The sequence below is a fragment of the Promicromonospora sp. NPDC059942 genome (genome assembly GCF_042731755.1).
GTDB lineage: Bacteria > Actinomycetota > Actinomycetes > Actinomycetales > Cellulomonadaceae > Promicromonospora.
Window position 1 is genome coordinate 6,926 of record NZ_JBHWLR010000008.1, and the last position, 22,367, is coordinate 29,292.

The 22,367-nt window shown below is 73.5% G+C and carries 17 protein-coding genes; 6 read left to right on the forward strand and 11 right to left on the reverse strand.

All coding sequences use genetic code 11. The features are described from left to right. Positions 1-145 precede the first annotated feature (145 nt). The 7 genes from ACFV9Q_RS14400 to ACFV9Q_RS14430 all read right to left on the reverse strand — a co-directional run bounded on the left by ACFV9Q_RS14400 (position 146) and on the right by ACFV9Q_RS14430 (position 12,509). Complete coding sequence (locus ACFV9Q_RS14400) at positions 146-4,702, reverse strand: ExeM/NucH family extracellular endonuclease (protein ID WP_377235169.1); 4,557 nt, start codon at positions 4,700-4,702, stop codon at positions 146-148. 358 nt (positions 4,703-5,060) lie between these two features. Next, positions 5,061-5,477 (reverse strand): sterol carrier family protein, encoded by a 417-nt coding sequence (locus tag ACFV9Q_RS14405; RefSeq protein ID WP_377234961.1) that lies wholly within the window; start codon positions 5,475-5,477, stop codon positions 5,061-5,063. Further along, positions 5,477-5,665 carry a hypothetical protein gene (locus tag ACFV9Q_RS14410; protein ID WP_377229102.1) on the reverse strand — a complete coding sequence of 63 codons (189 nt, stop codon included), beginning with the start codon at positions 5,663-5,665 and terminating at the stop codon, positions 5,477-5,479. Before ACFV9Q_RS14410 ends, ACFV9Q_RS14405 begins: the two co-directional genes overlap by 1 nt. Before the next feature lie 25 nt (positions 5,666-5,690). Beyond that, positions 5,691-8,069: an RNB domain-containing ribonuclease gene (locus ACFV9Q_RS14415; protein WP_377234962.1), complete on the reverse strand. Its 2,379-nt coding sequence runs from the start codon at positions 8,067-8,069 to the stop codon at positions 5,691-5,693. Between the two features lie 48 nt (positions 8,070-8,117). Further along, complete coding sequence (locus ACFV9Q_RS14420) at positions 8,118-9,080, reverse strand: endonuclease/exonuclease/phosphatase family protein (RefSeq protein WP_377234963.1); 963 nt, start codon at positions 9,078-9,080, stop codon at positions 8,118-8,120. Between the two features lie 75 nt (positions 9,081-9,155). After that, positions 9,156-11,495 carry a phosphoribosylformylglycinamidine synthase subunit PurL gene (gene purL / locus ACFV9Q_RS14425; protein WP_377234964.1) on the reverse strand — a complete coding sequence of 780 codons (2,340 nt, stop codon included), beginning with the start codon at positions 11,493-11,495 and terminating at the stop codon, positions 9,156-9,158. A 132-nt stretch (positions 11,496-11,627) separates the two neighbouring features. Next, positions 11,628-12,509 (reverse strand): family 16 glycosylhydrolase, encoded by an 882-nt coding sequence (locus tag ACFV9Q_RS14430; RefSeq protein ID WP_377234965.1) that lies wholly within the window; start codon positions 12,507-12,509, stop codon positions 11,628-11,630. 177 nt (positions 12,510-12,686) lie between these two features. Between ACFV9Q_RS14430 and ACFV9Q_RS14435 the strand changes: the two genes are divergently transcribed. Continuing rightward, positions 12,687-13,604 carry an EamA family transporter gene (locus ACFV9Q_RS14435; protein WP_377229107.1) on the forward strand — a complete coding sequence of 306 codons (918 nt, stop codon included), beginning with the start codon at positions 12,687-12,689 and terminating at the stop codon, positions 13,602-13,604. Here ACFV9Q_RS14435 and ACFV9Q_RS14440 read toward each other — a convergent pair whose 3' ends face one another. Both ACFV9Q_RS14440 and ACFV9Q_RS14445 read right to left on the reverse strand, forming a co-directional pair. Beyond that, entirely contained in the window at positions 13,605-14,108 is a 504-nt protein-coding gene (locus tag ACFV9Q_RS14440; protein ID WP_377234966.1) for a GNAT family N-acetyltransferase, read from the reverse strand. Then, entirely contained in the window at positions 14,105-14,668 is a 564-nt protein-coding gene (locus ACFV9Q_RS14445) for a hypothetical protein (protein ID WP_377234967.1), read from the reverse strand. The genes ACFV9Q_RS14440 and ACFV9Q_RS14445 overlap by 4 nt, the downstream gene beginning before the upstream one ends. 255 nt (positions 14,669-14,923) lie before the next feature. On the opposite strand from ACFV9Q_RS14445, the gene ACFV9Q_RS14450 reads away from it, so the two are divergent. The 3 genes from ACFV9Q_RS14450 to ACFV9Q_RS14460 all read left to right on the forward strand — a co-directional run bounded on the left by ACFV9Q_RS14450 (position 14,924) and on the right by ACFV9Q_RS14460 (position 18,002). Continuing rightward, on the forward strand, positions 14,924-16,021 hold the full coding sequence (locus tag ACFV9Q_RS14450; protein ID WP_377234968.1) for a sensor histidine kinase: 1,098 nt from the start codon (positions 14,924-14,926) through the stop codon (positions 16,019-16,021). Beyond that, entirely contained in the window at positions 16,018-16,668 is a 651-nt protein-coding gene (locus ACFV9Q_RS14455; protein ID WP_377229111.1) for a response regulator, read from the forward strand. The genes ACFV9Q_RS14450 and ACFV9Q_RS14455 overlap by 4 nt, the downstream gene beginning before the upstream one ends. 86 nt (positions 16,669-16,754) lie before the next feature. Continuing rightward, entirely contained in the window at positions 16,755-18,002 is a 1,248-nt protein-coding gene (locus ACFV9Q_RS14460) for a T6SS immunity protein Tdi1 domain-containing protein (protein ID WP_377234969.1), read from the forward strand. Here ACFV9Q_RS14460 and ACFV9Q_RS14465 read toward each other — a convergent pair. Continuing rightward, positions 17,968-18,627, reverse strand: a complete 660-nt coding sequence (locus ACFV9Q_RS14465; RefSeq protein ID WP_377234970.1) for a hypothetical protein — start codon at positions 18,625-18,627, stop codon at positions 17,968-17,970. The genes ACFV9Q_RS14460 and ACFV9Q_RS14465 overlap by 35 nt on opposite strands. Positions 18,628-18,720: 93 nt before the next feature. Here ACFV9Q_RS14465 and ACFV9Q_RS14470 point away from each other — a divergent pair, with 93 nt between their 5' ends. Then, the gene (locus tag ACFV9Q_RS14470; protein ID WP_377234971.1) at positions 18,721-19,590 is read left to right on the forward strand and encodes a DUF2599 domain-containing protein; all 870 of its coding nucleotides are present in this window, start codon (positions 18,721-18,723) and stop codon (positions 19,588-19,590) included. Between the two features lie 331 nt (positions 19,591-19,921). After that, entirely contained in the window at positions 19,922-20,161 is a 240-nt protein-coding gene (locus tag ACFV9Q_RS14475) for a hypothetical protein (RefSeq protein ID WP_377234972.1), read from the forward strand. 52 nt (positions 20,162-20,213) lie between these two features. On the opposite strand, the gene ACFV9Q_RS14480 is transcribed toward ACFV9Q_RS14475, so the two are convergent. Next, the gene (locus ACFV9Q_RS14480) at positions 20,214-22,334 is read right to left on the reverse strand and encodes an acyl-CoA dehydrogenase (protein WP_377234973.1); all 2,121 of its coding nucleotides are present in this window, start codon (positions 22,332-22,334) and stop codon (positions 20,214-20,216) included. Between the last annotated feature and the right edge of the window lie 33 nt (positions 22,335-22,367).

The window sequence follows — 22,367 nt, forward strand, 5'->3', positions numbered from 1 at the left end:
GGGGGTGTTTGTCGTAAATGAGGGGGGGACGTGTTCGAGGCAAGACGGAGAAGAGAGGGGGGGGGGGGGGGGGGAAAAAGAGTGGGGGGGGGTAGGGGGCCTCGGGCCCAGACACCCCCCGGCCGGCGGAGCGGCCCATCTCAGGTCAGCCGATCAGCTTCCAGGGACCGTGCTTCTTGAAGCCCGGGATCTGGAGGATCGTCGGCCGGGTCGCCTCGTAGACCTTGCCCTTGTAGGACACGGTGTCACCCCACCAGTAGAGCTTCCACGGCACCCACGCGGGAGCCTGCGGCTCCTCGGGCTCCGCGGCCTCGACGGTGATCGGCAGCCGGGCCGTGGTGCCCGACGGCGACGCCTGCACCACGAGCTGGTACTGGCCGGCGGCGGTGTTCGCCGGGATGGTGACCGACGTCGACGTCGCGCCGTTCGTCACCGTGCCGGTGCCGAGCGGGACGCCGTCCGACGGGGCGCCGCCCGACGGGACCAGGAACGTCTCGACGCCCGTGTTCTGCGGTGCCCCGAGCGAGGTCAGGTTCAGGCCGGACAGGCCGACCGTCGTCGCCGTGCCGGCCTGGACCGTGCCCGGCAGCGCCGAGGCCACCGTGCGGGTGCGGGCGAAGCTCGGCGTGACCGGGGCCGAGTCCTTGAGGTACGTGATCCAGGCGTCACGGTCCACCAGACCCGAGTCGCGACCGTCCGTGCCCTCGGTGAAGGCCCGGAAGTTGTCGCCGCCCGAGATCAGGAACGAGAACGTCGCGATCCGGTACTCCGCGGCGGGGTCCACGGGCACGCCGTCGATCGTGATCGACGAGACGTTGTCGCCCGGCGTCGCGTTCGGGTCGGCCGTGGTCGTGGTGTACGACACGTTGTCGGACAGCCCCAGCGCCAGGTACGGGCGCGACGGGCGGTTGCCGTTCGCGTCCGTCTGCCACTGCTCCTCGAGCAGGGTGTCGAGCTGCGCACCCGTGAGCGTGATCGTCCACAGGTTGTTGACGAACGGCAGCACGGCGTTGGCCTCGGCGTAGGTGATGATCCCGTCCTCGCCGAAGTAGAGCTCGTTGCGCAGGCCGCCCGGGTTGACGACGCCGATGTCGGCGCCGCCCCGCTCGTCCGCGGAGAGCGAGTCGCGCAGCGAGTTCGCCACGAGGTTGCCGAGCGCCGACTCCGACGCGCGGTCGTCCCGGTTGCCGCCGGCGTAGCCGCCGTCGGTGTACGAGCCGCCCGCGAACGCCGTGGTCACGTCGGCCGTGACCTTGCCGATCGGCTGCGCGCCGATCTGCTCGGCCTCGGCCAGCGCGGCGTCCACGATCGAGTCGACCTCGGCGACTGCCGGGTACGTCGCGATCAGCTCCGCGGCCGGGGTCGTCGTGCGCGCCACGTTCTCGACCGTGTAGTCGGTGACGTCGAACGTCTCCGTGTCCACGGTGAGGGAGACGTGGCCCAGGAACTCGCCGTAGTTGCCGGTCTGGATGATCGGCCGGGTCTCCCCCGCCGCACCCGGGACCGGGGCGTCCCACGCGTACTGCTTGTGCGTGTGGCCGGTGAAGATGGCCGCGACGCGCGGGTCGGTGTTCTGCACGAGGTCGGCGAAGGGGCCGCCGGCGGCGATCTCCTCCTCCAGGGTGGCGCCGTCGGGCGTGCCCGCGCTCGCGCCGTCGTGCGCGAGAGCCACGACCACGTCCGCCTCGCCGTTCGCGGCGTCGCCGTCGAGCAGCTCGTCGGTGACACGGTTCAGCGCCTCGACCGGGTCGCCGAACTCCAGGCCCTCGATGCCCGAGGGCGTGACCAGCGTGGGCGTCTCCTCGGTGACCACGCCGACGAAGCCGACGTCGACACCGTTCACCGGGACCACCTGGTACTCGGGCAGGGCCGGCTCCCCGGTCGCCTCGTCGTAGACGTTGGCGCCGAGGTAGTCCCAGTCGGCGGCGTCGGTGACGCGGCCGGTCAGGTCGGACATGCCCTGGTCGAACTCGTGGTTGCCGACCGCGGAGGTCTTCAGGCCCAGCGCGTTCAGCACGTCGATCGTCGGCTGGTCCTGCTGCAGCGCGGAGGCGAACAGCGAGGCGCCGATGTTGTCACCGGCCGAGACGAACGCGGTGCCCTCGGGGTTCTGCGCCCGCAGCTGCTCCACGGTGCCCGCGAAGTTCACGGTGTTGCCGTCGATGCGGCCGTGGAAGTCGTTGATCGCCACGAGGTCCAGGTCCACCGAGCCGGGCTCGGTGGTGGTGTCGCCCAGGTCCAGGCCCACCAGGACCGGGTCGTGGTCGGACGACCGGAAGGGCGTCTCGTCGTAGAGGATCGTCGCGTTGTAGTTGTAGCGGCTGTACTCGTTCGCCACCGGCTCGTACGCGTTGATGTTCCAGATGTCCGTACCGGACACGGCCTCGGCCGCGGCCGGGGAGGCCAGCACGTGGTCGAGCGAGCCGACCATGCCGTCGAAGTTGTACGAGTACTCGCCCGTGGTGGGGCCGAGGTCGGTGTACCCGGCCTCGGTGAGGACCTCGATCGGGTCCTCCTGCTCGTACGAGTTGAAGTCACCGACGAGCAGCACCTTGTCGGTCCCGGCCGCAGCGGCCCGGTCCTCGGCGAACGCCGCGAGGGACGTCGCCTGGCGGGTGCGGGACTCGTTCGACGCGCCCTGGCCGTCGCCCTGGTCGGCGTCGCCGGGCCACGGTCCGGCCGAGCCCTTCGACTTGAAGTGGTTCGCGATGACCACGACGTCGTCACCGGCGCCGGCGGCGCCGTCCGCGGGCTGGAACGTCTGGGCCAGCGGCTGACGGGCGTTCTGGAACGCCTCGTCGCCGACGAGGATCGTCGAGCCACCGACCGGCTCCGCGGTGGCGGTCCGGTAGATGAAGGCGTTGCGGATGACGTCCTCGGCGTCGGGCACCTCGGTCGGGGAGGCCACGTAGGCCCACGTGCCGGCGCCCTCGGCGGCGTTCAGCGCGTCCACCAGGTCGCCCAGGGCCTGGTCGCGGGGGCCACCCAGCGAGGCGGTGTTCTCGATCTCCAGCAGCGCGACGACGTCCGCGCCGAGCGCCGAGATCGCCGCGACGATCTTGGTCTGCTGCCGCTGCAGGTCCTCCTCCTCGGCCGCGCCGCGGGCGTCGCAGCCGCCCGAGACGGTGACGGGGTCACCCGCGCGGTCGGTGTAGTACGTGCAGCCCGTGAGCTCGTCGCCCGTGGTGGTGAAGTAGTTCAGCACGTTGAACGTCGCGACCTCCAGGTCGCCGCCCACCTCGGCAGGCGCGTCCTCGCGGGTGTTCTCGAAGGTCGCGGGCTGCACGGCGTCGGCGACGTCCGGCGTCAGGGCCGACGTCGGCTGGAAGCCCCACGCGTCGAACCGGTAGTCCAGGACGACCGGGCGCGTGAACGTGACGGCCGCACCCACCCGCAGCGGCGCGCCGCCGGTCAGGTAGGGCAGCGGCTTCGACTTGTTCGCGGTCGAGTTGTAGTTCGTGGACGAGCCGTCGTCGAGCAGCACGGCGCGCGCCGCGTTGTCCGCGACCTGCGCGCCGTACTCCGCCGAACCGGGACGCCCCGCCGTGGTGGGCTGCACCAGCGGGCTGTCGCCCGCAGCCAGCCCGACCGTGCCGTAGTAGTTGGTGTCGTAGTTGTCCGTCACCGTGAACTCGCCCTGCGGCGCGAGCAGCATGCCCTCGAGCGCCTCGCGGCCGGCCGCGGTGGCGGGCCAGGCGGTCACGGTCGGCTCGACCGTCGCGGGCTCGTCCAGGACGGTCCAGCCGCCCGCCGACGGCGTGAGCTCCGTGAGGCCGTTGAACTCCGACACGACGCCGGTGACCTCCACGTGGTCGCCCGCCGAGAGGTCGGCGGCGGCCGCCGCGGAGAACACGAAGACGGCGTCCGACGCGCCGGGCGTCGGGTCCGCGCCGCCGCCGGTGCCGGCGGTCTGCAGGTAGAGGCCGTTGAAGCCACCGGTCGGGTAGACGGCGGTGACGACGCCCTGCGTCGTGACCGTGTCGCCGACCAGCGGGCTGGTGTCGCCCGTGCCCTGGATCTCCGCGATCGGGGTGACCTCGCCGGGCTCGGTCGGTACGGACGGGCTGGGGCTGGGCTCTGGCTCGGAGCCCTGGCCGTTGGTGGGGGTGACCTCGGTGCCGAACACGAAGTCCGCCGAGTTGTCGCCCGCGTCGCCCGTGCGCTCCAGCGATCCGACCACGCCGGTGCCCTGGCCGGCCGGGCCCTGGGCGGTCTCGAACGTGTCGGCGGTGCCGTAGCCGAGCAGGTCGACGACGCCCGCGGCGCCCGCGGCCGGCACGGCGCCCTTGGCGGGCGTGACGGCGGTGGCCTGCGACGCGAGCGCGATGACGCCCGCCGTGCCGCTCAGGTTGAGGCTGCCGACGGCGTCCGGCGTGGGGAGGGGCTCGCCGTTGGCGGCGTTCGAGGCGCCCTGCACCAGGTAGTGGCCGCCGGCGGCGATGGTGCCGCTCAGCGCGGTGATGCCGGAGAACGAGGCGCCCGTCGCGGACTTGTACTGGACCGACCAGCCGTCGACGCTGACCGGCTCGTCCGTCGGGTTGTACAGCTCCACGAACTTGTTGCGGTACGGCTGGCCGGAGCTGCCGCCCACGAGGTAGGCCTCGCTGATGACGACGTGCCCGGAGTCCGGGCCGTCAGCGGTGGCCGCGGGCGCGGCGACGGCCGCCGTCGCGGGCACGGTGAGCGCCGCGGAGAGGGCCACGGCGACGGCGGCTCTCCCACGGGGTCGGGGGTGCGGTCGCGGGGACCGGAGCGTGCTGGGTCTCACGCTGACTCCTTCTGCAATAGCCGACCGAGGGTCGGGGTGGAGTGCACTGCTGCTGGACGACGTGCTCGGCGGCATCGCCGCGGCCGGGCGCGCATCAGTTGCGCAGGCGGTCCGGCACGAGCGGCACCAACCAATCACTGCCTCGTGAACCGGCGGTTACGGTCGGGCACCCGCCGGGAAAACTGAGGTCCCGGCGCCGGGTGAACCAGCCCGCGGCCGAGCCACGAGATCGACGCCGAGGCTAGCGGGTGTCACCGACATCACCGCCCGGTACACGCCGCCGGCGCAGGGTTCACCCGGGTGGGACCGGAGAGCCCGGCTCGCCGCCCGCCCCCGACGCCGCCCGGCGTCCGGCGGTCAGCGGCAGCAGGTGCGAGATGTCGGAGCGGTCGCCCGAGGCGCGCACCCGCCCGTCCGCGACGACGTCCGCCCAGGTGAGAGTGCCCGTGGCCAGGCCGAGCCAGGTCTCCGGGTCCGTCTCGACCACGTTCGGCGGGGTGCCGCGCGTGTGCCGCGGCCCGGGCACGGCCTGCACAGCGCCCGCGGGCGGCACGCGCACCTCGACGGAGTTGCCCGGCGCGACCGAGGCGAGCTCCTCCAGCGTGAACCGCACGGCCGTGGTGACGTCCCGGCGCTCCGCCTCGCCCCGGGCCCAGACGGCGACGGCGGCGCGTCCGACTGCCGGGTCGGTCCGGCGCCGCGGGGGCACTACCGCACCGCCAGGAAGTCGCCGAGCCGCGTCCAGCCGGACTGCTCAAGGCTCGTGAAGTCGGTGCCGGGCACGACGAACATGGCCTTGCTCGTGCCGTCCGACGACGTGCAGCCGGTCAGCAGGGCCGCGCCGAGCACGGCGACGGCGCCCGCGCGCCAGGCGGCACCAGGAACAGCATTGGTCATGGGGTCAGTATGGCCGACCGTCGCCTCAGTACCGGTACACGTCGGGCGTCGGGCCCTCGACCGCGAGCAGGTCCGCCGCCACGACCATCGGCAGCTCGCGCGAGGCCACGGAGGGAAAGCTCGCGACCTGCACGACGCGCGGCAGGCCACCCGTCCGCACCGCCGGCACGGGCTGGGACAGCGGCCCGGCGCCCGGCGCGTGTCGCGGCCAGGGTTCCGACAGCGGCATCTCGTCCCGGACCTGGGGCCGGACCGGCCGGCTGATCGGCGGGTAGTCGGCGCGCCGCACGCGACGGGGGACCTCGGACACCGTCGGCCGGAAGGCGGGCGGCTGTGGCTGCGGCTGCGGCTGCGGCGGTGCGGGCTCGGGGCGCGGCTGCGGTGTCGGACGCGGCCGCGGGACCGGGCGAGGCTGCGGGCTGGGGCTCGGCTCCGGCCGCTGCCACGGGTCGGCGGCCACCACCGGCTCGGACCAGCGCCGGCGCTCCGCCCGCGACCGGAGCTGCGGTTCAGGGCGGGGCTGCGGTTCGGGCAGCGGCTGCGATGCGGGGAACGGCTGCGATCGGGGCATTGGCTGCGAATCGGAGAACGGCTGGCGCGCGTGCAGCGGCTCGGACACCGGCAGCGGCTCGGGCGCGAGCAAGGGCTCGGGCCGGCTCCACGGCTCGGCCTGGTGCTGCGAGCGCAGCCCCGGGCCCGCGTGCTGCCCCGGCGCCGGGCGCGGCTCCGCCTGCGTGTGCGGCTCCGGTGCCCGCGGCTCCACGACGGCCTCGGGCGCGGAGACCGGACCGTCGGCCGGCGTCGGGGTAGCGGCGCGGCCGCTCGTGCCCGAGGCGCGCCGCGCCGCGCGCCGTCCGCCGGGCTCCGGGACGCCGGCCGCGCCGGCTGCTCGGTGCTCGGCCCGACCGGCGACGTCCGCCGCCCGGCCGGCCAGCGGACCGCCAAGGGTGAACGTCACGCGCCGCTCGGCGACGTCGGCCTCGGCGAGCTGGACCCGCACCTCGTCGCCCAGGGGCAGCGCGGGACCCACCACGCGCGCCCGCACCGCAGGGTCGCGCAGCACGACCTCGCCCCGCTGCAGCTCCTTGTCCTGGTCGTCGACGTCGACCACCACGCCGTCGAACTCCTCGCCCAGGCGGTCCGCGAGGAGCGACGCCTCGACGATGTCCACGCACTCGCGCTCGAACGACGAGGCGCGGCGGCCGGTCTCGGCCATGACGGCGGGCAGGGCGGGCAGCGCCTCCAGCACCCACGGGGGCACAGGGGTGCCCGCGGAGACGGCAAGGCAGACCTCGGTCGCGTACCGGTCCACGAGGCGGCGCAGCGGCGCAGTGACGTGCGCGTAGTCGGCGGCGATGGCGGCGTGCCGGGTGTTCTCGGGCGTCGGCACGACTGCGCCGTCGGGCCCCGGCATGCCGAAGGCGACGTACCCGGCGCCGCGGAAGAGCGTGGTCGCCTCGTTGAGGAACGCCGCGTGCTCGGGGATGCGCGAGACGAGCGTGGGGACGAGGCGCGCGTACGGGAGGTCGTCCGGCCAGTCGATGCCGAGCGCACGCGCGGTGCGGTGCAGCCGGGCCAGGTCGCGCGGGTCGGCCTCGGGGAGGGTGCGCAGGATGCCCACGCCCGCCTCCCGCATGAGGTGCGCGGCGGCGATGCCCGTGAGCAGCGAGATCTGCGCGTTCCACTCCTCGACCGGGAGGTTGCGCCGGAACGACAGCGTGTAGGTGCCGTCCTCGCGCCGCTCCACCTCCTGCTCGGGAACCGACAGCGAGACGCCGCCGCGCGCGAGCTCCAGCGACTGGCGCAGGCGGCCGACGTCGGCCAGGAGCTGCAGCGACTCGCTCGCCGTGCCCGCGTCGAGGGTCGACTGCACCTCGGCGTACGTGAGCCGCTCGCGGCTGCGCACGTACGCGCGCTCCAGCGCGGCGCCCTTGATGATGCCGCGCGCGTCGAGGGTCACCGTCCACAGGACGGCCGGGCGGTCCTCCTCGGGCAGCAGGCTCGCCGCGCCCTCGGACAGCACCTTCGGGTGGAGCGGCGTGCGGGCGTCCGGCCCGTAGACGGTCATGCCGCGCCGGTGCACCTCCGCGTCGATCGCGCCGCCCGGGGCCACGAACGCGCCCAGGTCCGCGATGGCGTAGTGCACCACGTAGCCCTCGCCGGACTGTTCCACGTGGACCGCCTGGTCCAGGTCCTTGGAACCGGGCGGGTCGATGGTGACGAACGCGATGTCGCGGCGGTCGGTCCGGCCGGCGGAGACGTCGTGCCCGGCGGCCGCGAGAGCCTCCTCGAGCACGTCCTGCGGGAACATCGCGGGCAGGCCGACCTCGGCGCGAAGAGCCGCGAGGGCACCGCTCACGTCGTCGGTGGCGGCGGGCGCGAGGCGCATCTGACGGGTGGGCACAACTGCGAACATAAGCCGGTTCCGCGCTCCCCGCGCGGTGTCGCTGTGCTATTCGACGACGACGGTCGCCACCAGCGCCCGGTGGTCGGTCCCGGGGACCTGCATGGACACCACGTCGGAGACGAGCATGTCCTTCTCCACCACCACGTGGTCCAGCGCGAAGAGCGCCGGAACCCGGCTGCCCTCCGGCCAGGTCACGGTCGGGCCCGCACCCCACTCGCGGGTCGCGTCCAGGAAGCGCGAGCCGAGCAGGTCGCGGAAGGTCGCGTGGTCGTAGCCGGCGTTGAAGTCGCCCGCCAGGATCTGCGGCGCCTCGTCCTCGTGGACCTTCTCCGTGAGCTCGACGAGCTCGGTGCGCCAGGTGGTGACGTCCTCCGGCATGGGCGGGTACGGGTGCACGACCGTGACGCGGACGTCGGTCCCGCCCACGTCGACCAGGGCCGACGGCATCGCGAAGGTGGTGCCGCTCATCTGCTGCACCTCGGTCAGCTCGGTGGTCGACCAGAGCCCGCTGCCCGCAGGGGTGTCCTCGGCGGGGACGGTGAAGCTGTGCGCCAGCAGCTCGTCGAGGCCGGCGTCGGCGAGGGCCTGCTCGAAGTCGGGCGTGAGCTCCTGGACCGAGAGCACCTCGACGTTCTGCGACTTCACGAGCCCCACCACGGTCTCGGCGTCGGCCCGGCCGTACAGCGCGTTCACCGTCATGACCCGCAGCGTGCCCGCGTCGTCCGGGTCGGCCGCCGTGGACGACTCCGGCGGCAGGAAGAAGGGCACCATCCAGAACAGGAAGCCCGCGAACGAGAGCCCGAGCAGCGAGGTCAGCACCCAGCGGCGCGAGAACAGCGCGACGATCAGCAGCGGCAGGGTCGCGAGCGTGGCCCACGGCGTGAACGCGACGAGCTGGGGCAGGGGCACCACGTTGTCGAACGGGAGCACCCTGGCGATCGCCACGAGGAGCAGGGGGATCGCGATGATCCAGAGCACGAGGGAGATGAGGCCGCGGACAAATCGCACCCCCGGACCCTATCGGCTGCCCGGAACGGCCTTGACCAGCCGCCAGGTCTCAGCGGCTGGTCAAGGCTCCTCGGATCAGCCGAAGATACGCGGGAGGGTTTCCTCGTGGGCCGTGCGGGCCTCGTCGAGCGGGAGCTCGAAGTGGCCCTCGACCACCAGGGCGTCGCCGCCGGTGGTGCCCAGGCGGAGCACCGGCACGCCGGCGTCCTCGGCCAGGTGGGTCAGCTCGCCCTCGTGCTCCGGGTCGACGGCGACGACCACGCGGCCGGTCGACTCCGAGAACAGCGCCACGAACGGGTCCACCTTGTCGCGGCCCGTCACGCCCTCCAGCGCCACCGAGGCGCCGACGCCGAACCGCAGCGAGGCCTCGATCAGCGTCTGGACGAGGCCGCCCTCGGACAGGTCGTGCGCGGCGGCGGCGAGGCCGGTCCTGCGCGCCTCGACGAGCGCGGAGGCCAGCGCCTTCTCGGCGGCCAGGTCCACCCGCGGCGGCACGCCACCGAGGTGCGAGTGCACGACGTCGGCCCAGGCCGAGCCGTCGAGCTCGTCCCGCGTGGTGCCGAGCAGGAGGAGCGACAGCCCCTCGGTCTGCCAGCCGGACGAGAGCGCGGTGCTCACGTCGTCGAGCACGCCGAGCACGCCGACCACGGGGGTCGGGTGGATCGAGGAGTCGATCTGGCCCGGCTCGCCCGTGCCGTTGTAGAGGGAGACGTTGCCGCCGGTGACCGGGACCCCGAGCTCCTGGCAGGCGTCCGCGAGGCCCTCGATCGCCTCGACGAGCTGCCACATCGAGTCCGGGTGCTCCGGCGAGCCGAAGTTCAGGCAGTCCGTCACGGCCAGCGGCGCGGCGCCGGCCGTGGCGACGTTCCGGTAGGCCTCGGCGAGCGCCAGCGCGGCGCCCGCACGCGGGTCGAGCTTGCCGTACCGGCCGTTCGCGTCGGTCGCGAGCGCGACGCCGAGGCCCGTGGTCTCGTCGACGCGCACGACGCCGCCGTCGTCGGGCTGGGCGAGCGCCGTGTTGCCCTGGACGAAGCGGTCGTACTGGTTGGTGACCCACGCCTTGGATGCGAGGTTGGGCGAGGCCAGCAGCCGCAGCGCCGTCTCCCGCAGCTCCTCGCCGGACGCCGGGCGGGCGAGGCCCGCGGCCGTCGTCGTGTCGGCCTGGAGGCCGTCCTGCCAGGCGGGACGGGCGTAGGGGCGCTCGTAGACGGGCCCCTCGTGCGCCACGGTCTTCGGGTCGACGTCCACGATCCGCTGGCCGTGGTGGTCGATCGTGAGGCGGCCGGAGCCGTTGACCTCGCCGATGACGGCGGTCTCGACCTCCCACTTGCCCGTGATCGCGAGGAACGCGTCGAGCTGGTCGGGCCGCACGACGGCCATCATGCGCTCCTGCGACTCCGACATGAGGATCTCGCCGGCGTTCAGCGTGGGGTCGCGCAGCAGCACGTCGTCGAGGTCCACGTGCATGCCGCCGTCACCGTTGGAGGCGAGCTCCGAGGTGGCGCAGGAGATGCCGGCCGCGCCGAGGTCCTGGATGCCCTCGACGACCCTGGCTGAGAACAGCTCCAGGCAGCACTCGATGAGCACCTTCTCCATGAAGGGGTCGCCCACCTGGACACTGGGGCGCTTGGCGGGGACGCCGTCCTCGAACGTCTCGGACGCGAGGATCGAGGCGCCGCCGATGCCGTCGCCGCCCGTGCGGGCGCCGAACAGCACGACCTTGTTGCCGAGGCCGGTCGCGTTGGCGAGGTGGATGTCCTCGTGCCGCAGCACGCCGAGGCAGAGCGCGTTGACCAGCGGGTTGCCCTGGTAGGAGCCGTCGAAGACGAGCTCGCCGCCGATGTTCGGCAGGCCGAGGGAGTTGCCGTAGCCGCCGACGCCCGAGACGACGCCGTGCACGACGCGCGCGGTGTCGGGGTGGTCGACGGCGCCGAAGCGCAGCTGGTCCATGACCGCCACGGGGCGCGCGCCCATCGAGATGATGTCGCGGACGATGCCGCCCACACCGGTCGCGGCGCCCTGGTAGGGCTCGACGAACGACGGGTGGTTGTGCGACTCGACCTTGAAGGTGACGGCCCAGCCGTCGCCGATGTCGACGACGCCGGCGTTCTCACCGATGCCGACGAGGAGGTGCTCCTTCATCTCGTCGGTCACCTTCTCGCCGAACTTGCTCAGGTGCACCTTCGACGACTTGTACGAGCAGTGCTCGCTCCACATCACGGAGTACATCGCGAGCTCGGCCGCGGTGGGGCGGCGGCCCAGGATGTCCTTGATGCGCTGGTACTCGTCCTCCTTGAGTCCGAGCTCGCCGTACGGCTGCACCTCGTCGGGTGTGGCTGCGGCGGCCTCGACCGTGTCCAGTGACGGAACGGCGGGAGTCGGGCGGGAGGGTGCCTGGGACGCGGGCGCGGTCATGTAGTTCCTCGCGTGCGGGGTAGGTTTCTGGGCGCCGGAGCGCCCCGCCAGTCTACGACGTGGGCCCGCCATCACGTGTCAGACGTACAGGTCCCTCCTGTGACCCTGTACGTCTGACCCGTGACGGGCGGGTCAGCCCTGGTCGTAGACCCGGACGTAGTCGACGACCATCTGCTGCGGGAACTGCGTGGTGCCGTCGGGGTAGCCGGGCCAGTTGCCACCCACCGCGACGTTCAGCAGCATGAAGAACGGCTGGTCGAAGACCCACTGGTTGCCGCCCGTGTCCGCCGTGGTGCGGGTCTGGTAGACGTTTCCGTCGACCGACCAGGTGATGCGGCCGGGCGCGCGGTCCACCGCGAAGGTGTGGAAGTCGTCGGCGAAGGACCAGCCCTGCGGGTGCGTGTACGCGGCGCCGATCCCGGCGCCGCCGGAGTAGCCCGGTCCGTGGATGGTGCCGTGCACCATGTGCGGCTCGTAGCCGACGTTCTCCATGATGTCGATCTCGCCGGAGCTCGGCCACGGCACCCCGGAGTCGATCTGGCCGCCGAGCATCCAGAAGGCGGGCCAGATGCCCTGGCCCCGGGGGATCTTGATCCGGGCCTCGACGCGGCCGTAGGTGGGCTCCACCTTGCCCGCGGTGGTCAGGCGCGCCGACGTGTACCCGCCGTTCCCGTCCTGGCGGGCCGTGATGACGAGGTTCCCGTTGCCGTCCAGGGCCGAGTTGTCGCGCGAGCTCGTGTACGTCTGCAGCTCGTTGTTGCCCCAGCCACCTCCGCCCGTCTCCTGGTTCCAGCTGGCCGGGTTCGGGGCGCTGCCCGCGGCGCCGTCGAACTCGTCCGACCAGGTCAGGGCGCCCGCGGCGGCGGGCGCAACGCCGTGTGCGGACGGGGCGGATCCCCCGTCGGGCACCTTCTGCGTCGCCGCGGAGGCGACGAGCGAGGCGGACAGGACCAGGGTCAGGGCGGCGGTCGCCGTGACCGTGCTGCGGATGGTGCGGTGTCTGGTGGTACGCATCGGTCGCTCCTTCGCGAACATGTGTCTCCCGTTGCCCGCGACGCTACTTTTCACCCGCTCGGTGGAACAAGATCGTGAAAGTACGTAGTCACGGCCCGCCCACCGTTCAGCACCGCTGAACAGTCGGCCAGTGATACGCGATGGACGCGCCCGGTCGGGGCGGCCGACGATGACGCCATGCCCCTGCGCCACTCGCTCCTCGCCGTGCTCGTCATGATCATCTGGGGCACCAACTTCCTCGCGATCGACATCGGCGTCGACGACGTGCCGCCCGTGCTCTTCCTCGCGATCCGCTTCGTGGTGGTGCTGGTCCCCGCGATCTTCCTGGTCCCCCGGCCCGCGGTGCCCCTGAAGGACGTGCTGGTGGTGGGGCTCTTCCTCAGCCTCGGCCAGTTCGCGCTCATGTACACCGCGATCTGGCTCGGCATGCCGCCCGGCCTCGCCTCGCTCGTGCTCCAGGCGCAGGTGGTCCTCACGGTCCTGTTCGCGAGCGTCGCCCTCCGCGAGCGCCCGACGCCGCCGCAGCTCGTGGGCGTGCTGCTCGGCGCGGTGGGGCTGGTCATCGTGGGACTCGGCCGGTCGGCCGCGACGCCGGGTGTCGCGTTCCTGCTCACGCTCGCGGCCGCGGCGTCGTGGGCCACGGGCAACGTGATCGTCCGGCGGCTGGGATCGGTGACACAGGCGACCGGCGCCCGGCCGACGCCGCTGGCCGGCCTGTCCATGACGGTCTGGTCGGCGCTGGTGGTCCCCGTGCCGATGTTCGCGCTCTCGCTGGTGCTGGACGGGCCGGCCGCCGTCGGGTACTCGCTGACGCACCCGACGTGGGCCGCCGTGCTGTCCACCCTCTACACGGCGTGGCTCGCGAGCCTGGTGGGCTACGGCGTCTGGAACACGCTGCTCGCGCGGCACCGGGCGAGCGCCGTGGTGCCGTTCACCATGCTCGTGCCGGTGTTCGGCATGACCGCGGCCTGGCTGGCGCAGGGCGAGGTGCCGAACACGGCCGAGGTCGGCGGCGGGGTGCTGCTCCTGCTCGGCGTGGCGATCACGTCGGGGCTGCTGCGGTGGCCGGACCGGTGGCGGCCCGGCGCGGCCTAGCTACAGGTCGAGCGTGTAGCAGAGCAGGTCCACGCCGGGCACGGGCGTCCAGTCCCGCTCGGGGTCGCGCACGAAGCCGAGGCGCTCGTAGAGCCGGTGCGAGCCGTGGGCGACGGTGTTGGTGGAGAGCACGACGCGCCGCGTCCCGGTGTCGCGGCCGCCCGCGGCCCGGGCGAGACACTCCCCCATCAGCGCGGTCCCGGCGCCCCGGCCCTGCGCGTCGGGCGCGACGCCGAGCATGCGGATCTCCGCCTCGCCGTCCCGCGCGATGTCGGCCATGGGGCCACCACGCGGCACGTACGTCACCGCGCCGACCACCACGCCGTCGTCGAGGGCGACGATGACGTCGGACGCCGCCGCCCGCCCGGCGACGTCGTGCAGGACGTTCCGGTAGAAGACGGAGTCCGGGGCCTCGAGCTGCCCGTCCGCGGCGAACGCCGCCGCGACGATCTTCCCGACGGCCTCGTACTCCGCGGGATCCGCGTCCCGTACCTCGATGCTCATGCGGAAACGGTAGGCCGTCCCTCTGACACTCCGGTAGGCACGCGCCGTGCGCGCCCGCCTGCCGGACGGCGCCCGCGCCCGCCCACCCGGCCCCAGGGCTTGTACACGGACAGCACGGTGGCCACCGCGAGCGCCGTGAGCGACACCGTGGGCGGGAAGACGAGGAACGAGATGTCCGTGGCCGGGACCCCGCCGGCCTCGATGGCGCCGCCGGCAGCGCCGACGTCGGGCATGCCGGGCCACAGGACCACGAGGATCAGGGTGCACAGCACCAGGTTCGTCACGAGCTTGACGGCCACCCACCAGTAGCGCACCAGCCCCCACTTGGTCGCGAGACCGAGGACCACCCCGGAGGCGAGGCAGACCAGGGCCGAGACCAGCATGGGCGTCACCACGAACTCCGCGAGGGCGCGCAGGGCCAGCCCGCGGACGGCGGCCGAGCCGCCGCCGAGCCCGATCCCCGCGAGCACCGCGACGAGCACGTCGACGCCGATCCACGCGCCCGCGGACACGATGTGCACGGTGAGCACGGCCTTGCGCACGCGCGGCGGCAGCGTCATGCGTGCCGATCCCCTGCGACTCATGATCCCGTCCCTTTCCCTGGGCACCCGGTCGGCGCCCACGTGCCCAGCGTCCCGGGCCGCGGCGAACGACGGATCGGCCGTGGGGCGGCACCCGGGCTGCGCCCTGCGGCGTCGTCGGACCGCCCGGCCTACGCCCCGCGACGTACGCCGGGCTACGACCCGCAGGGGGTGACGCGGCGTCCGGCGTCGGACACAGTGGGGCTGTCGGACACAGAAGGGCCGGAGGTGGGCATGGGAAAGCTGCGCCTGGAGGACGTGGGCGTGAGCGCGGCGCTGACGGCGCTCGTGCTCGTGAGCCTGCCGTTCCTGGACGGCTCGTCCGCGGTGGACCGGCCCGTCGACGCGCTCGGCTACACCCTGGCGGTGGCCGCGGCGGCCGGGACGCTGTTCCGCACGCGCTGGCCCGTGCCCACGCTGGGCGTCGTCACGGCGGCGACCGTCGGCTACCTGCTGCTCGCCTTCCCGTACGGCCCGGTGATGGTGTGCCTGGCGGTGGCGGTCTACTCCCTGGCCCGACGGCGCCCGCTCCGCCCCGCCCTGGTCTGGGCGGCGGGGACGCTCGCGCTCCTCGTGATCCCCGTCTTCACGCACCCCGCCGGGCTGGGCGCCCCCGCCGGGCTCGTGCCCGCGAGCGCCTTCGTCGCGGTGCCGTTCAGCATCGGCGTCGCGCGGCGCACGTGGGACGAGGCCCGGTCGACGCAGCGCGCGGCCGAGGAGCAGCAGGCCCGTGACGACGAGCGGCTGCGGCTCGCGCACGAGGTGCACGACGTGGTGGGGCACGGGCTGGCCGCCATCCAGATGCAGGCGGACATCGCGCTCCACCTGGGGCGGCCGGACGACGCGACCGCCGCCCTGGGGGCGATCTCGCGGGCCGCGAACGAGGCGCTGACCGAGCTGCGGACCACGCTGGCGGACATCCGGCCCGGCTCCGGCCCCGAGCGCGCGCCGACCGCGGGGCTCGCCAACCTGGAGGTGCTCGCGCAGCGGGTCCGGTCCGCGGGGGTCGCGGTGGACCTCGCGGTCACCGGCACGCCCAGGACCCTGCCCGACGCCGTGGACCTCGCCGCCTACCGGGTGCTCCAGGAGTCGCTGACCAACGTGGTCAAGCACGGGGCCGGCGCGGCCGCGCGGGTCGAGGTCGCGTACGAGCCGGACGCCGTCCGGCTGGCGGTGCGCAACCCGCGCCCGTCCGGCGCCGCGTTCGTCGCCGGGTTCGGCATCACCGGGATGCGGCACCGGGTCGAGTCCCTGGGCGGACGGCTCGATGCCGGGCCCGTCGACGAGTCGTTCGAGGTGCGGGCGGCGCTGCCCGCGGGAGGTGTCGCATGATCTCGGTGCTGCTCGTGGACGACCAGGACCTGGTCCGGATGGGCCTGCGCGCGCTCATCGCGGGCGAGGCGGACACGACGGTCGCGGGCGAGGCCGCCGACGGCATCGCCGCCGTGGCCGAGGCCCGGCGCCTGCGGCCGGACGTGGTGCTGATGGACATCCGGATGCCCGGCATCGACGGCATCGAGGCGACGCGGCGCATCGCCGAGGACCCCGACCTGGCCGCGACGCGCGTCGTGGTGCTGACGACGTTCGAGCACGACCAGTACGTCGTCGACGGGCTGCGTGCCGGGGCGAGCGGGTTCCTGCTCAAGAACACGCCCCCGGCGGAGCTCGTCACCGCGATCCGCACGGTGCACGACGGCGGGGCGCTCCTCGCGCCGTCGGCCACCCGGACCCTCATCCGGGAGTTCACCGCGGCGTCGCCGCGCGCCCTGGAACCGCACCCGCGGATCGGTGACCTCACGGAACGCGAGCGTGAGGTGGTGGGCCTCGTGGCGCAGGGGATGAGCAACCACGAGATCGCCGAGGAGCTGGTGCTCAGCCCTGCCACCGCCCGCACGCACGTGTCGCGCGCGATGATCAAGCTCTCGGCGCGCGACCGGGCCCAGCTCGTGGTGTTCGCCTATCAGTCGGGCCTGGCGTGACCGGCTCGGACCCGTCCCGTTAAGGGTGAAACAAAGATGTCACGTAGGGGTTCCCGACGTTTACCCGAAAGTGGTTTCATTCGGACATGAAGCTGCTCCGGACTTTCCCGAAGGTTGCCTTCGAGTTCGGGCTGGCCTCGTGGCACTGGATGGGGATCCGCGAACAGACCCCGCGCTTCGCCACCTGCTTCGGCGACATCTTCCTGGAGTCGCTCGACGGGTGGTGGTTCCTGGACACGGTCGAGGGCACGCTCGAGCTGCGCTGGAACTCCGCCGTGACCATGTACGCGGAGCTGGAGTCGGCCGACGGGCGCGCCACGTACCTCATGGACGACCTGGTCCGTGACGCCCGCAGCCGCGGCATCCGGCTGGGCGAGGAGGACGTGTACACGTTCAACCCGCACCCTGCGCTCGGCGGTGAGCTGGGCGTGGACGGCCTCGGCACCATGCGCTTCGAGCTCGCCCTGAACTGGGTGGGGCAGATGCACGACCGCGTACGGCACAGCTCGGGCGAGATCCGCCTGCCCCCGATGCCCGACGACGGCCGGCGGGCCGCCCCGGCCCCGGCCGCCGAACCGTGGGACTCGTCCTGGTCGCACGACGAGACCTTCGACGTCCCGTTCGAGCAGTACCTGGCCACCACCACCTTCGCCGCGGTCTCGGCGCCGCGACGGAACGACGACGGCTACCCGTCGCTCCCGCCGTCGTCCGGGCGGGAGGACACGTTCGGCCAGACGCCCTCTGCCGCGCAGGGCCTCGGCAACCAGGGCTTCGGTGACCAAAGTTTTGGCAACCAGGGTTTCGGCGACCGGGCCTACGACTCCCCGGACCGCGGCGAGCCCACCTACGGCGGCCGCCACGGCAGCCCCCGGGACGACGGCGCCCAGCCGTACCAGACGCCCAGCGCCCTGGACCGGCCGTGGTCGCAGGAGTACCAGGCCGCGCCCCTGTGGACCGGGCAGACGGAGTCGGCACAGCCCTGGGCGGAACCGCACCAGCCCGCGCAGCCGGCGACGCCGCCCGGCGGCTACGACGCCCCGTACGACCAGGGCTACCCGGCCGCCGCCGGGTACGGCACGAGCACGTCCGGCGAGCAGCCGGGCGCGCCGTACGACCAGCAGCAGCACTGGGCCCAGTACGACACCGCGCAGGGCGCCGGACAGGCCGATGCTCAGGGCGGTGTCCAGGGCAGCGGTCCGGAACAGCCGGGGCAGGCTGCGCCGGTATGGGACACGCCGGCCTGGGGTGGCCAGGCACCCGCCGGTGGCCAGCAGCAGAACCGGCACACCGACGAGGCCTTCACGGCGTGGGACGACCTGTGGGGACGGCGCTGACCCGCTGACGCCGGGACCGGTGCTCGGCGGGTGCCACGACCTGTGGCTCGGCCCTCCGCACCGGACGCAGCCGCCGCTCACGCTCGGCACGCGCCACCAGGCTCAGCTCACCGGGTGTCGTGGTGCGCGCGTGCTTGAGCAGGCGGGTCTCCAGCGCCACCCGGTTGCCCCGCCGCAGCCCGTCCGTGTACCCGAGGATCGTCTGCGCGTGCGCGTGCGTGATGTGCCCCCCGCGCAGCGCGGCGAGCGTCCGCGGGTGCTCGTGCACCAGCGCCCGGGACTCCTCGATGAGCGCGACCGCCGAGCTCTCCGGCACCCGGAGCGCCGCGGCCAGCCGCTCGACGAGCTCGGGCGCCAGGCCCGCGAGATCGTCCGCCTCGACCTCGGGGGCGTCGAACAGGTCGGGCCGGTCGGCCACCCACTCCCGGACCGACTCCATCAGCACGGCGCGCGAGGCCGCGAGCGAGGAGAGCAGGGAGTCGATCGCCGCCACGGCGTCGACCGCCTCCGAAAGGTTCGCGAAACCGCTCGCGAACCCCGACTCGCGCGGTGCGGACGCACCACGCGGAGACTGGTCCGGCACGTCGGCCGGACCGCGAGCCACCAGCACATTGTTCGAACGCATGTTCTAACTGTAGGGGGTGAGGTCGAGGCGCGCCACCCGGCACGCCGACCCGGGCCCACCTCGCGCACAGCCGGCACCCCGCACAATGGGGATGTGCAGATCCGCCGGGCCGTCGCCTCCCCCCTTGCCGCGTGCGCCGCGCTCGCGGCCGTCCTCGCCATGGGCGGGTGCAGCCTGATCGAGCGCGCCCAGGGATCGGACGGAGCCGGTGACCCGACCGCGACAGCATCGCAGCCGACACCGACATCGACGTCGACACCGTCGTCCGAGCAGGGCAGCACGGAGCCGAAGGCGCAGACCAGCACCGTCACCGTCGGCGACGTCGTCCTGGAGGTCAGCTCGCGCAAGGCGGCCGACGTGCGGGAGGACGAGCTCGGGCCGGGCACGCGGACGGTCACGCTCTCCCTCGGCCCCGAGGGCTCCGCCCGGCTCTCCCTGACCTCGCCCGGCGCGCTCGACGTCGACACCGACGGGAGCATCTCCGTGCTCGACGGCAACGGCACGCCCGTCGCGGCGATCGCCCCGCCGGAACCGCCGTCCGACGCCGAGGACGCACCGCGCATCGAGGTCACCGACATCGACGCGACCCAGGCCAGGCTGCGGATCGACGACCGTTCGGCGACCTCCGGGAGCGACGAGCGGCCGGCGCGCACCGAGCCGGTGACGGTCACGTTCGTGGTCGGCACCGAGTCGATCGAGAGCACCACCTGGGGCGAGAACGAAGGCGGGCGGTCCCTCGCCGTCGACCCGGCGGACTGGGCCCGGCGCGCGGGAGAGGCAGGCCTGGACCTGATCCGCACCCAGCTCGTGGCCGCCGAGCCGGAGGCGGACAGCGACACGATGGAGCACCAGCTCGTGTGCCACGCCGTGGGCGCCATGGACAAGGAGACGTGGAACCTGGAGCCGTGGCGGCCCGACGTCGGCCTGATCCTCACCGCCACCGCGCACTGCAACCCGGTGTGAGCGGAGCGGCCCGTACGCGGCCGTGACCCAGTCGTGACCAGGAGCGGGGCTGTTCGGGGTGCGGAGCCGCGCAGGTTGGGGTTTCCTGGAAAAGGCGGCGAGGCAGGTCGCCACAAACAATCTGATGAGCCCCAGCTCGGCCGGGCCCCAGTTCATGCTCTTCGTGCGCCCCCAGACGCCCGAGGGGCATCTTCCGGAGTGCGGCACCGCAGAGTTCCCCCCTGGGGTCAGGCAATTTCTCCTCGGAGACACCTTGGCAGGGAGGCTCCAGATGACCCGCGTACTCGTTCTCGGATCGTCCGTCGCGGTAGGCGTCGGCACGCTGCTCGGAATGACACTCGCATATCAGCTCGTACCGCTCGCGGTGCTCGCCGCCCTCCTGGGGCTGGCGGGCACTTTCGTCGTGGTACGCGCGATACCCGAACCGGCGCCCGCGACGGACGCCCCGATCACCCTCGGCGGCCCGCTCGCGCGTCCCGTCGACACCGAGGAGCCCGACGCCGAGGCCGAGCCGGTCCCGGTGCAGCAGCTCCCGGTGCCGGTCGTGGCCGCGGTGCCGGACGCCGCGTGACCCGCTGGTCGTGACCGCCTCGCCGGCGTAGCTCGGCGAGGCGGTCCCGGCCCTAGCGTGCCTGCTTGGCCTGCTGCTTGCGCAGCTCCTTCTCGCTGATCGGCGCCGTGCCGCTCGCGCGCAGCTCGCGGTAGTACGCGCGGGCCTCGTCCTGGCGCACCTTCTCGGAGCCGTCGGCGATCGGCGCGCGCAGGTGCTCCTGCGAGAAGCCCCAGGCGTCGATGACGTCGAGCACGTGCGGGCGCAGCGCCTTGAGCAGGCGGTCGATCGTCGCCGTGACAGCCTTGGCGCGCCCCGTCGAGATGCGGCCGTTGGTCAGGTGCCAGTCGAGGTGCCGCTCGATCGTGGTGAGACCGTAGATGTCGCGCAGCAGGGTCAGCACCTTGCGGTTACCGGGGTCGGACACCGTGCCGATGGCCTTCGTGAACGCGTCCCAGCGGACGAGCTCGGCCCACGCGGCGGCGGACCCGATGAGGCCGACCTGGTTGTCGTCGAAGATCTCCTGCGCCCTGACCGGGTCGGCCTTGAGCGCGGGGCGCATGCCCATCGCGGTGGCCGCGACCATGCCCTCGTAGCGGCCGGCGATCAGGCCGCGCTGCACCTCGGCGTCGAGCACGCGGCCCGCGGAGCGCGCGCCGCCGCCGTCGGCCACCGACTGGCCCAGCCGGCGCAGCGGGGTCTTGTGCAGCACCGCGTCCCGGGCCTGCCCGGCGACGATGCCCGCCATGCCCGCCGGGGACTTCGCGGCCCGGGCCATCTTCTTGCCGTAGTCCCCCACGAGGCGCTTGGCCGCGAGCTGCAGCAGCACGTGGTTGTCGCCCTCGAAGGTGGCGTAGATGTCGAGGTCCGCGCGCAGCCCGGTGAACCGGTTCTCGGAGAGGAAGCCGGCGCCGCCGCAGGCCTCGCGGCACTCCTGCAGGGTGTCGAGGGAGTACCAGGTGGACGTCGCCTTGAGCGCCGCCGCCGTCGTCTCCAGGTCCTCGCGCTTGGCGGGGGTGTCCTCGCGTCCCGAGAACACGTCGTCGAACAGGTCCAGCAGCTCGTCGTGCGCGAAGTGCATGGCGTACGCCTCGGCGATGCGGGGGAAGAGCCGGCGCCGGTGCGTCGCGTAGTCCAGCAGCGTCAGCTCGTCGGCGCCGGTCGCGGGCGAGAACTGGCGGCGCTGCTCGGCGTACTTCGTGGCGATCGCGAGACCGATCTTCGCCGCGGTGATCGCCGCGCCGTCGAGCGAGACGCGACCCTGCACGAGGGCGCCGAGCATCGTGAAGAAGCGGCGGCCGGGGCTGTCGATCGAGGAGGTGTAGGTGCCGTCCGCGGCGACCTGGCCGTACCGGGCCAGGAGGTCGCGGCGCGGCACCCGCACGTCCGTGAAGTGCAGCTTGCCGTTGTCGATGCCGTTGAGGCCGCCCTTCTGGCCGTCGTCCTCGCCGCCGACGCCGGGCAGGAACTCCATGGTCTGCGGGTCCCGGATCGGCACATAGAAGCAGTGCACGCCGTGGTCCACGCCGTTGGTGATCAGCTGCGCGAACACCGTCGCGGCCACGCCGTGCTTCGCCGCGTTGCCGAGGTACTGCTTCCACGCCCCGCGGAACGGGGTGTTGATCACGAACTCCTCGGTCTCCGGGTCGTACGTCGCGGTGGTGCCGATGGCGGCGACGTCGGAGCCGTGGCCCGTCTCGGTCATCGCGAACGCACCCGGGACGCTCAGGTCCATCGCCCCGGGGAGCAGGCGGTCCTTCTGCTCCTCGGTGCCGAGGTGGTTGATCGCAGAGGCGAAGAGGCCCCACTGCACGCCCGCCTTGATCTGCAGCGACGGGTCGGCCGCGACGAGCTCCTCGAAGCCCACGAGGTTGCCGCCGGCCTGCTCACGGCCGCCGAGGCGCTCCGGGAAGGCCCGCAGCACCTGGCCGTACGGCACCATCTGCTTCATCTGGGCGAGCGTGATCTCCCGGTGCTCCTCCTTGGTGATCCCCTCCTGCTTCCAGAGCTCGGGGTGCGCGGCCACCATCCGCCGGGCCTCGGACCGTTCCTCGGGCCAGCGGCCCAGCAGCATCTGCTCCAGGGCAGGTACGTCCACACGGGTGCCCGACGCCGGACGGGCCGCCTCGGGCTGGGGCGCCACGGCCTGTGGCCCCGCCGCGGTGGTGGTCACGGGCTCGGAGGTGGTCGTCATCGGTTCTCCTCGGTGTTCGGCCAGGGGGCCAGG

Excerpts from the sequence above, each read along its gene's own strand:
- ACFV9Q_RS14480 (WP_377234973.1), bottom strand. The coding sequence starts at position 22,334 with ATGACGACCACCTCCGAGCCCGTGACCACCACCGCGGCGGGGCCACAG.
- purL (WP_377234964.1), bottom strand. The coding sequence starts at position 11,495 with ATGACCGCGCCCGCGTCCCAGGCACCCTCCCGCCCGACTCCCGCCGTT.
- ACFV9Q_RS14450 (WP_377234968.1), top strand. The coding sequence starts at position 14,924 with ATGGGAAAGCTGCGCCTGGAGGACGTGGGCGTGAGCGCGGCGCTGACG.
- ACFV9Q_RS14430 (WP_377234965.1), bottom strand. The coding sequence starts at position 12,509 with ATGCGTACCACCAGACACCGCACCATCCGCAGCACGGTCACGGCGACC.
- ACFV9Q_RS14465 (WP_377234970.1), bottom strand. The coding sequence starts at position 18,627 with ATGCGTTCGAACAATGTGCTGGTGGCTCGCGGTCCGGCCGACGTGCCG.
- ACFV9Q_RS14460 (WP_377234969.1), top strand. The coding sequence starts at position 16,755 with ATGAAGCTGCTCCGGACTTTCCCGAAGGTTGCCTTCGAGTTCGGGCTG.
- ACFV9Q_RS14475 (WP_377234972.1), top strand. The coding sequence starts at position 19,922 with ATGACACTCGCATATCAGCTCGTACCGCTCGCGGTGCTCGCCGCCCTC.
- ACFV9Q_RS14440 (WP_377234966.1), bottom strand. The coding sequence starts at position 14,108 with ATGAGCATCGAGGTACGGGACGCGGATCCCGCGGAGTACGAGGCCGTC.
- ACFV9Q_RS14455 (WP_377229111.1), top strand. The coding sequence starts at position 16,018 with ATGATCTCGGTGCTGCTCGTGGACGACCAGGACCTGGTCCGGATGGGC.
- ACFV9Q_RS14435 (WP_377229107.1), top strand. The coding sequence starts at position 12,687 with ATGCCCCTGCGCCACTCGCTCCTCGCCGTGCTCGTCATGATCATCTGG.
- ACFV9Q_RS14410 (WP_377229102.1), bottom strand. The coding sequence starts at position 5,665 with ATGACCAATGCTGTTCCTGGTGCCGCCTGGCGCGCGGGCGCCGTCGCC.
- ACFV9Q_RS14445 (WP_377234967.1), bottom strand. The coding sequence starts at position 14,668 with ATGACGCTGCCGCCGCGCGTGCGCAAGGCCGTGCTCACCGTGCACATC.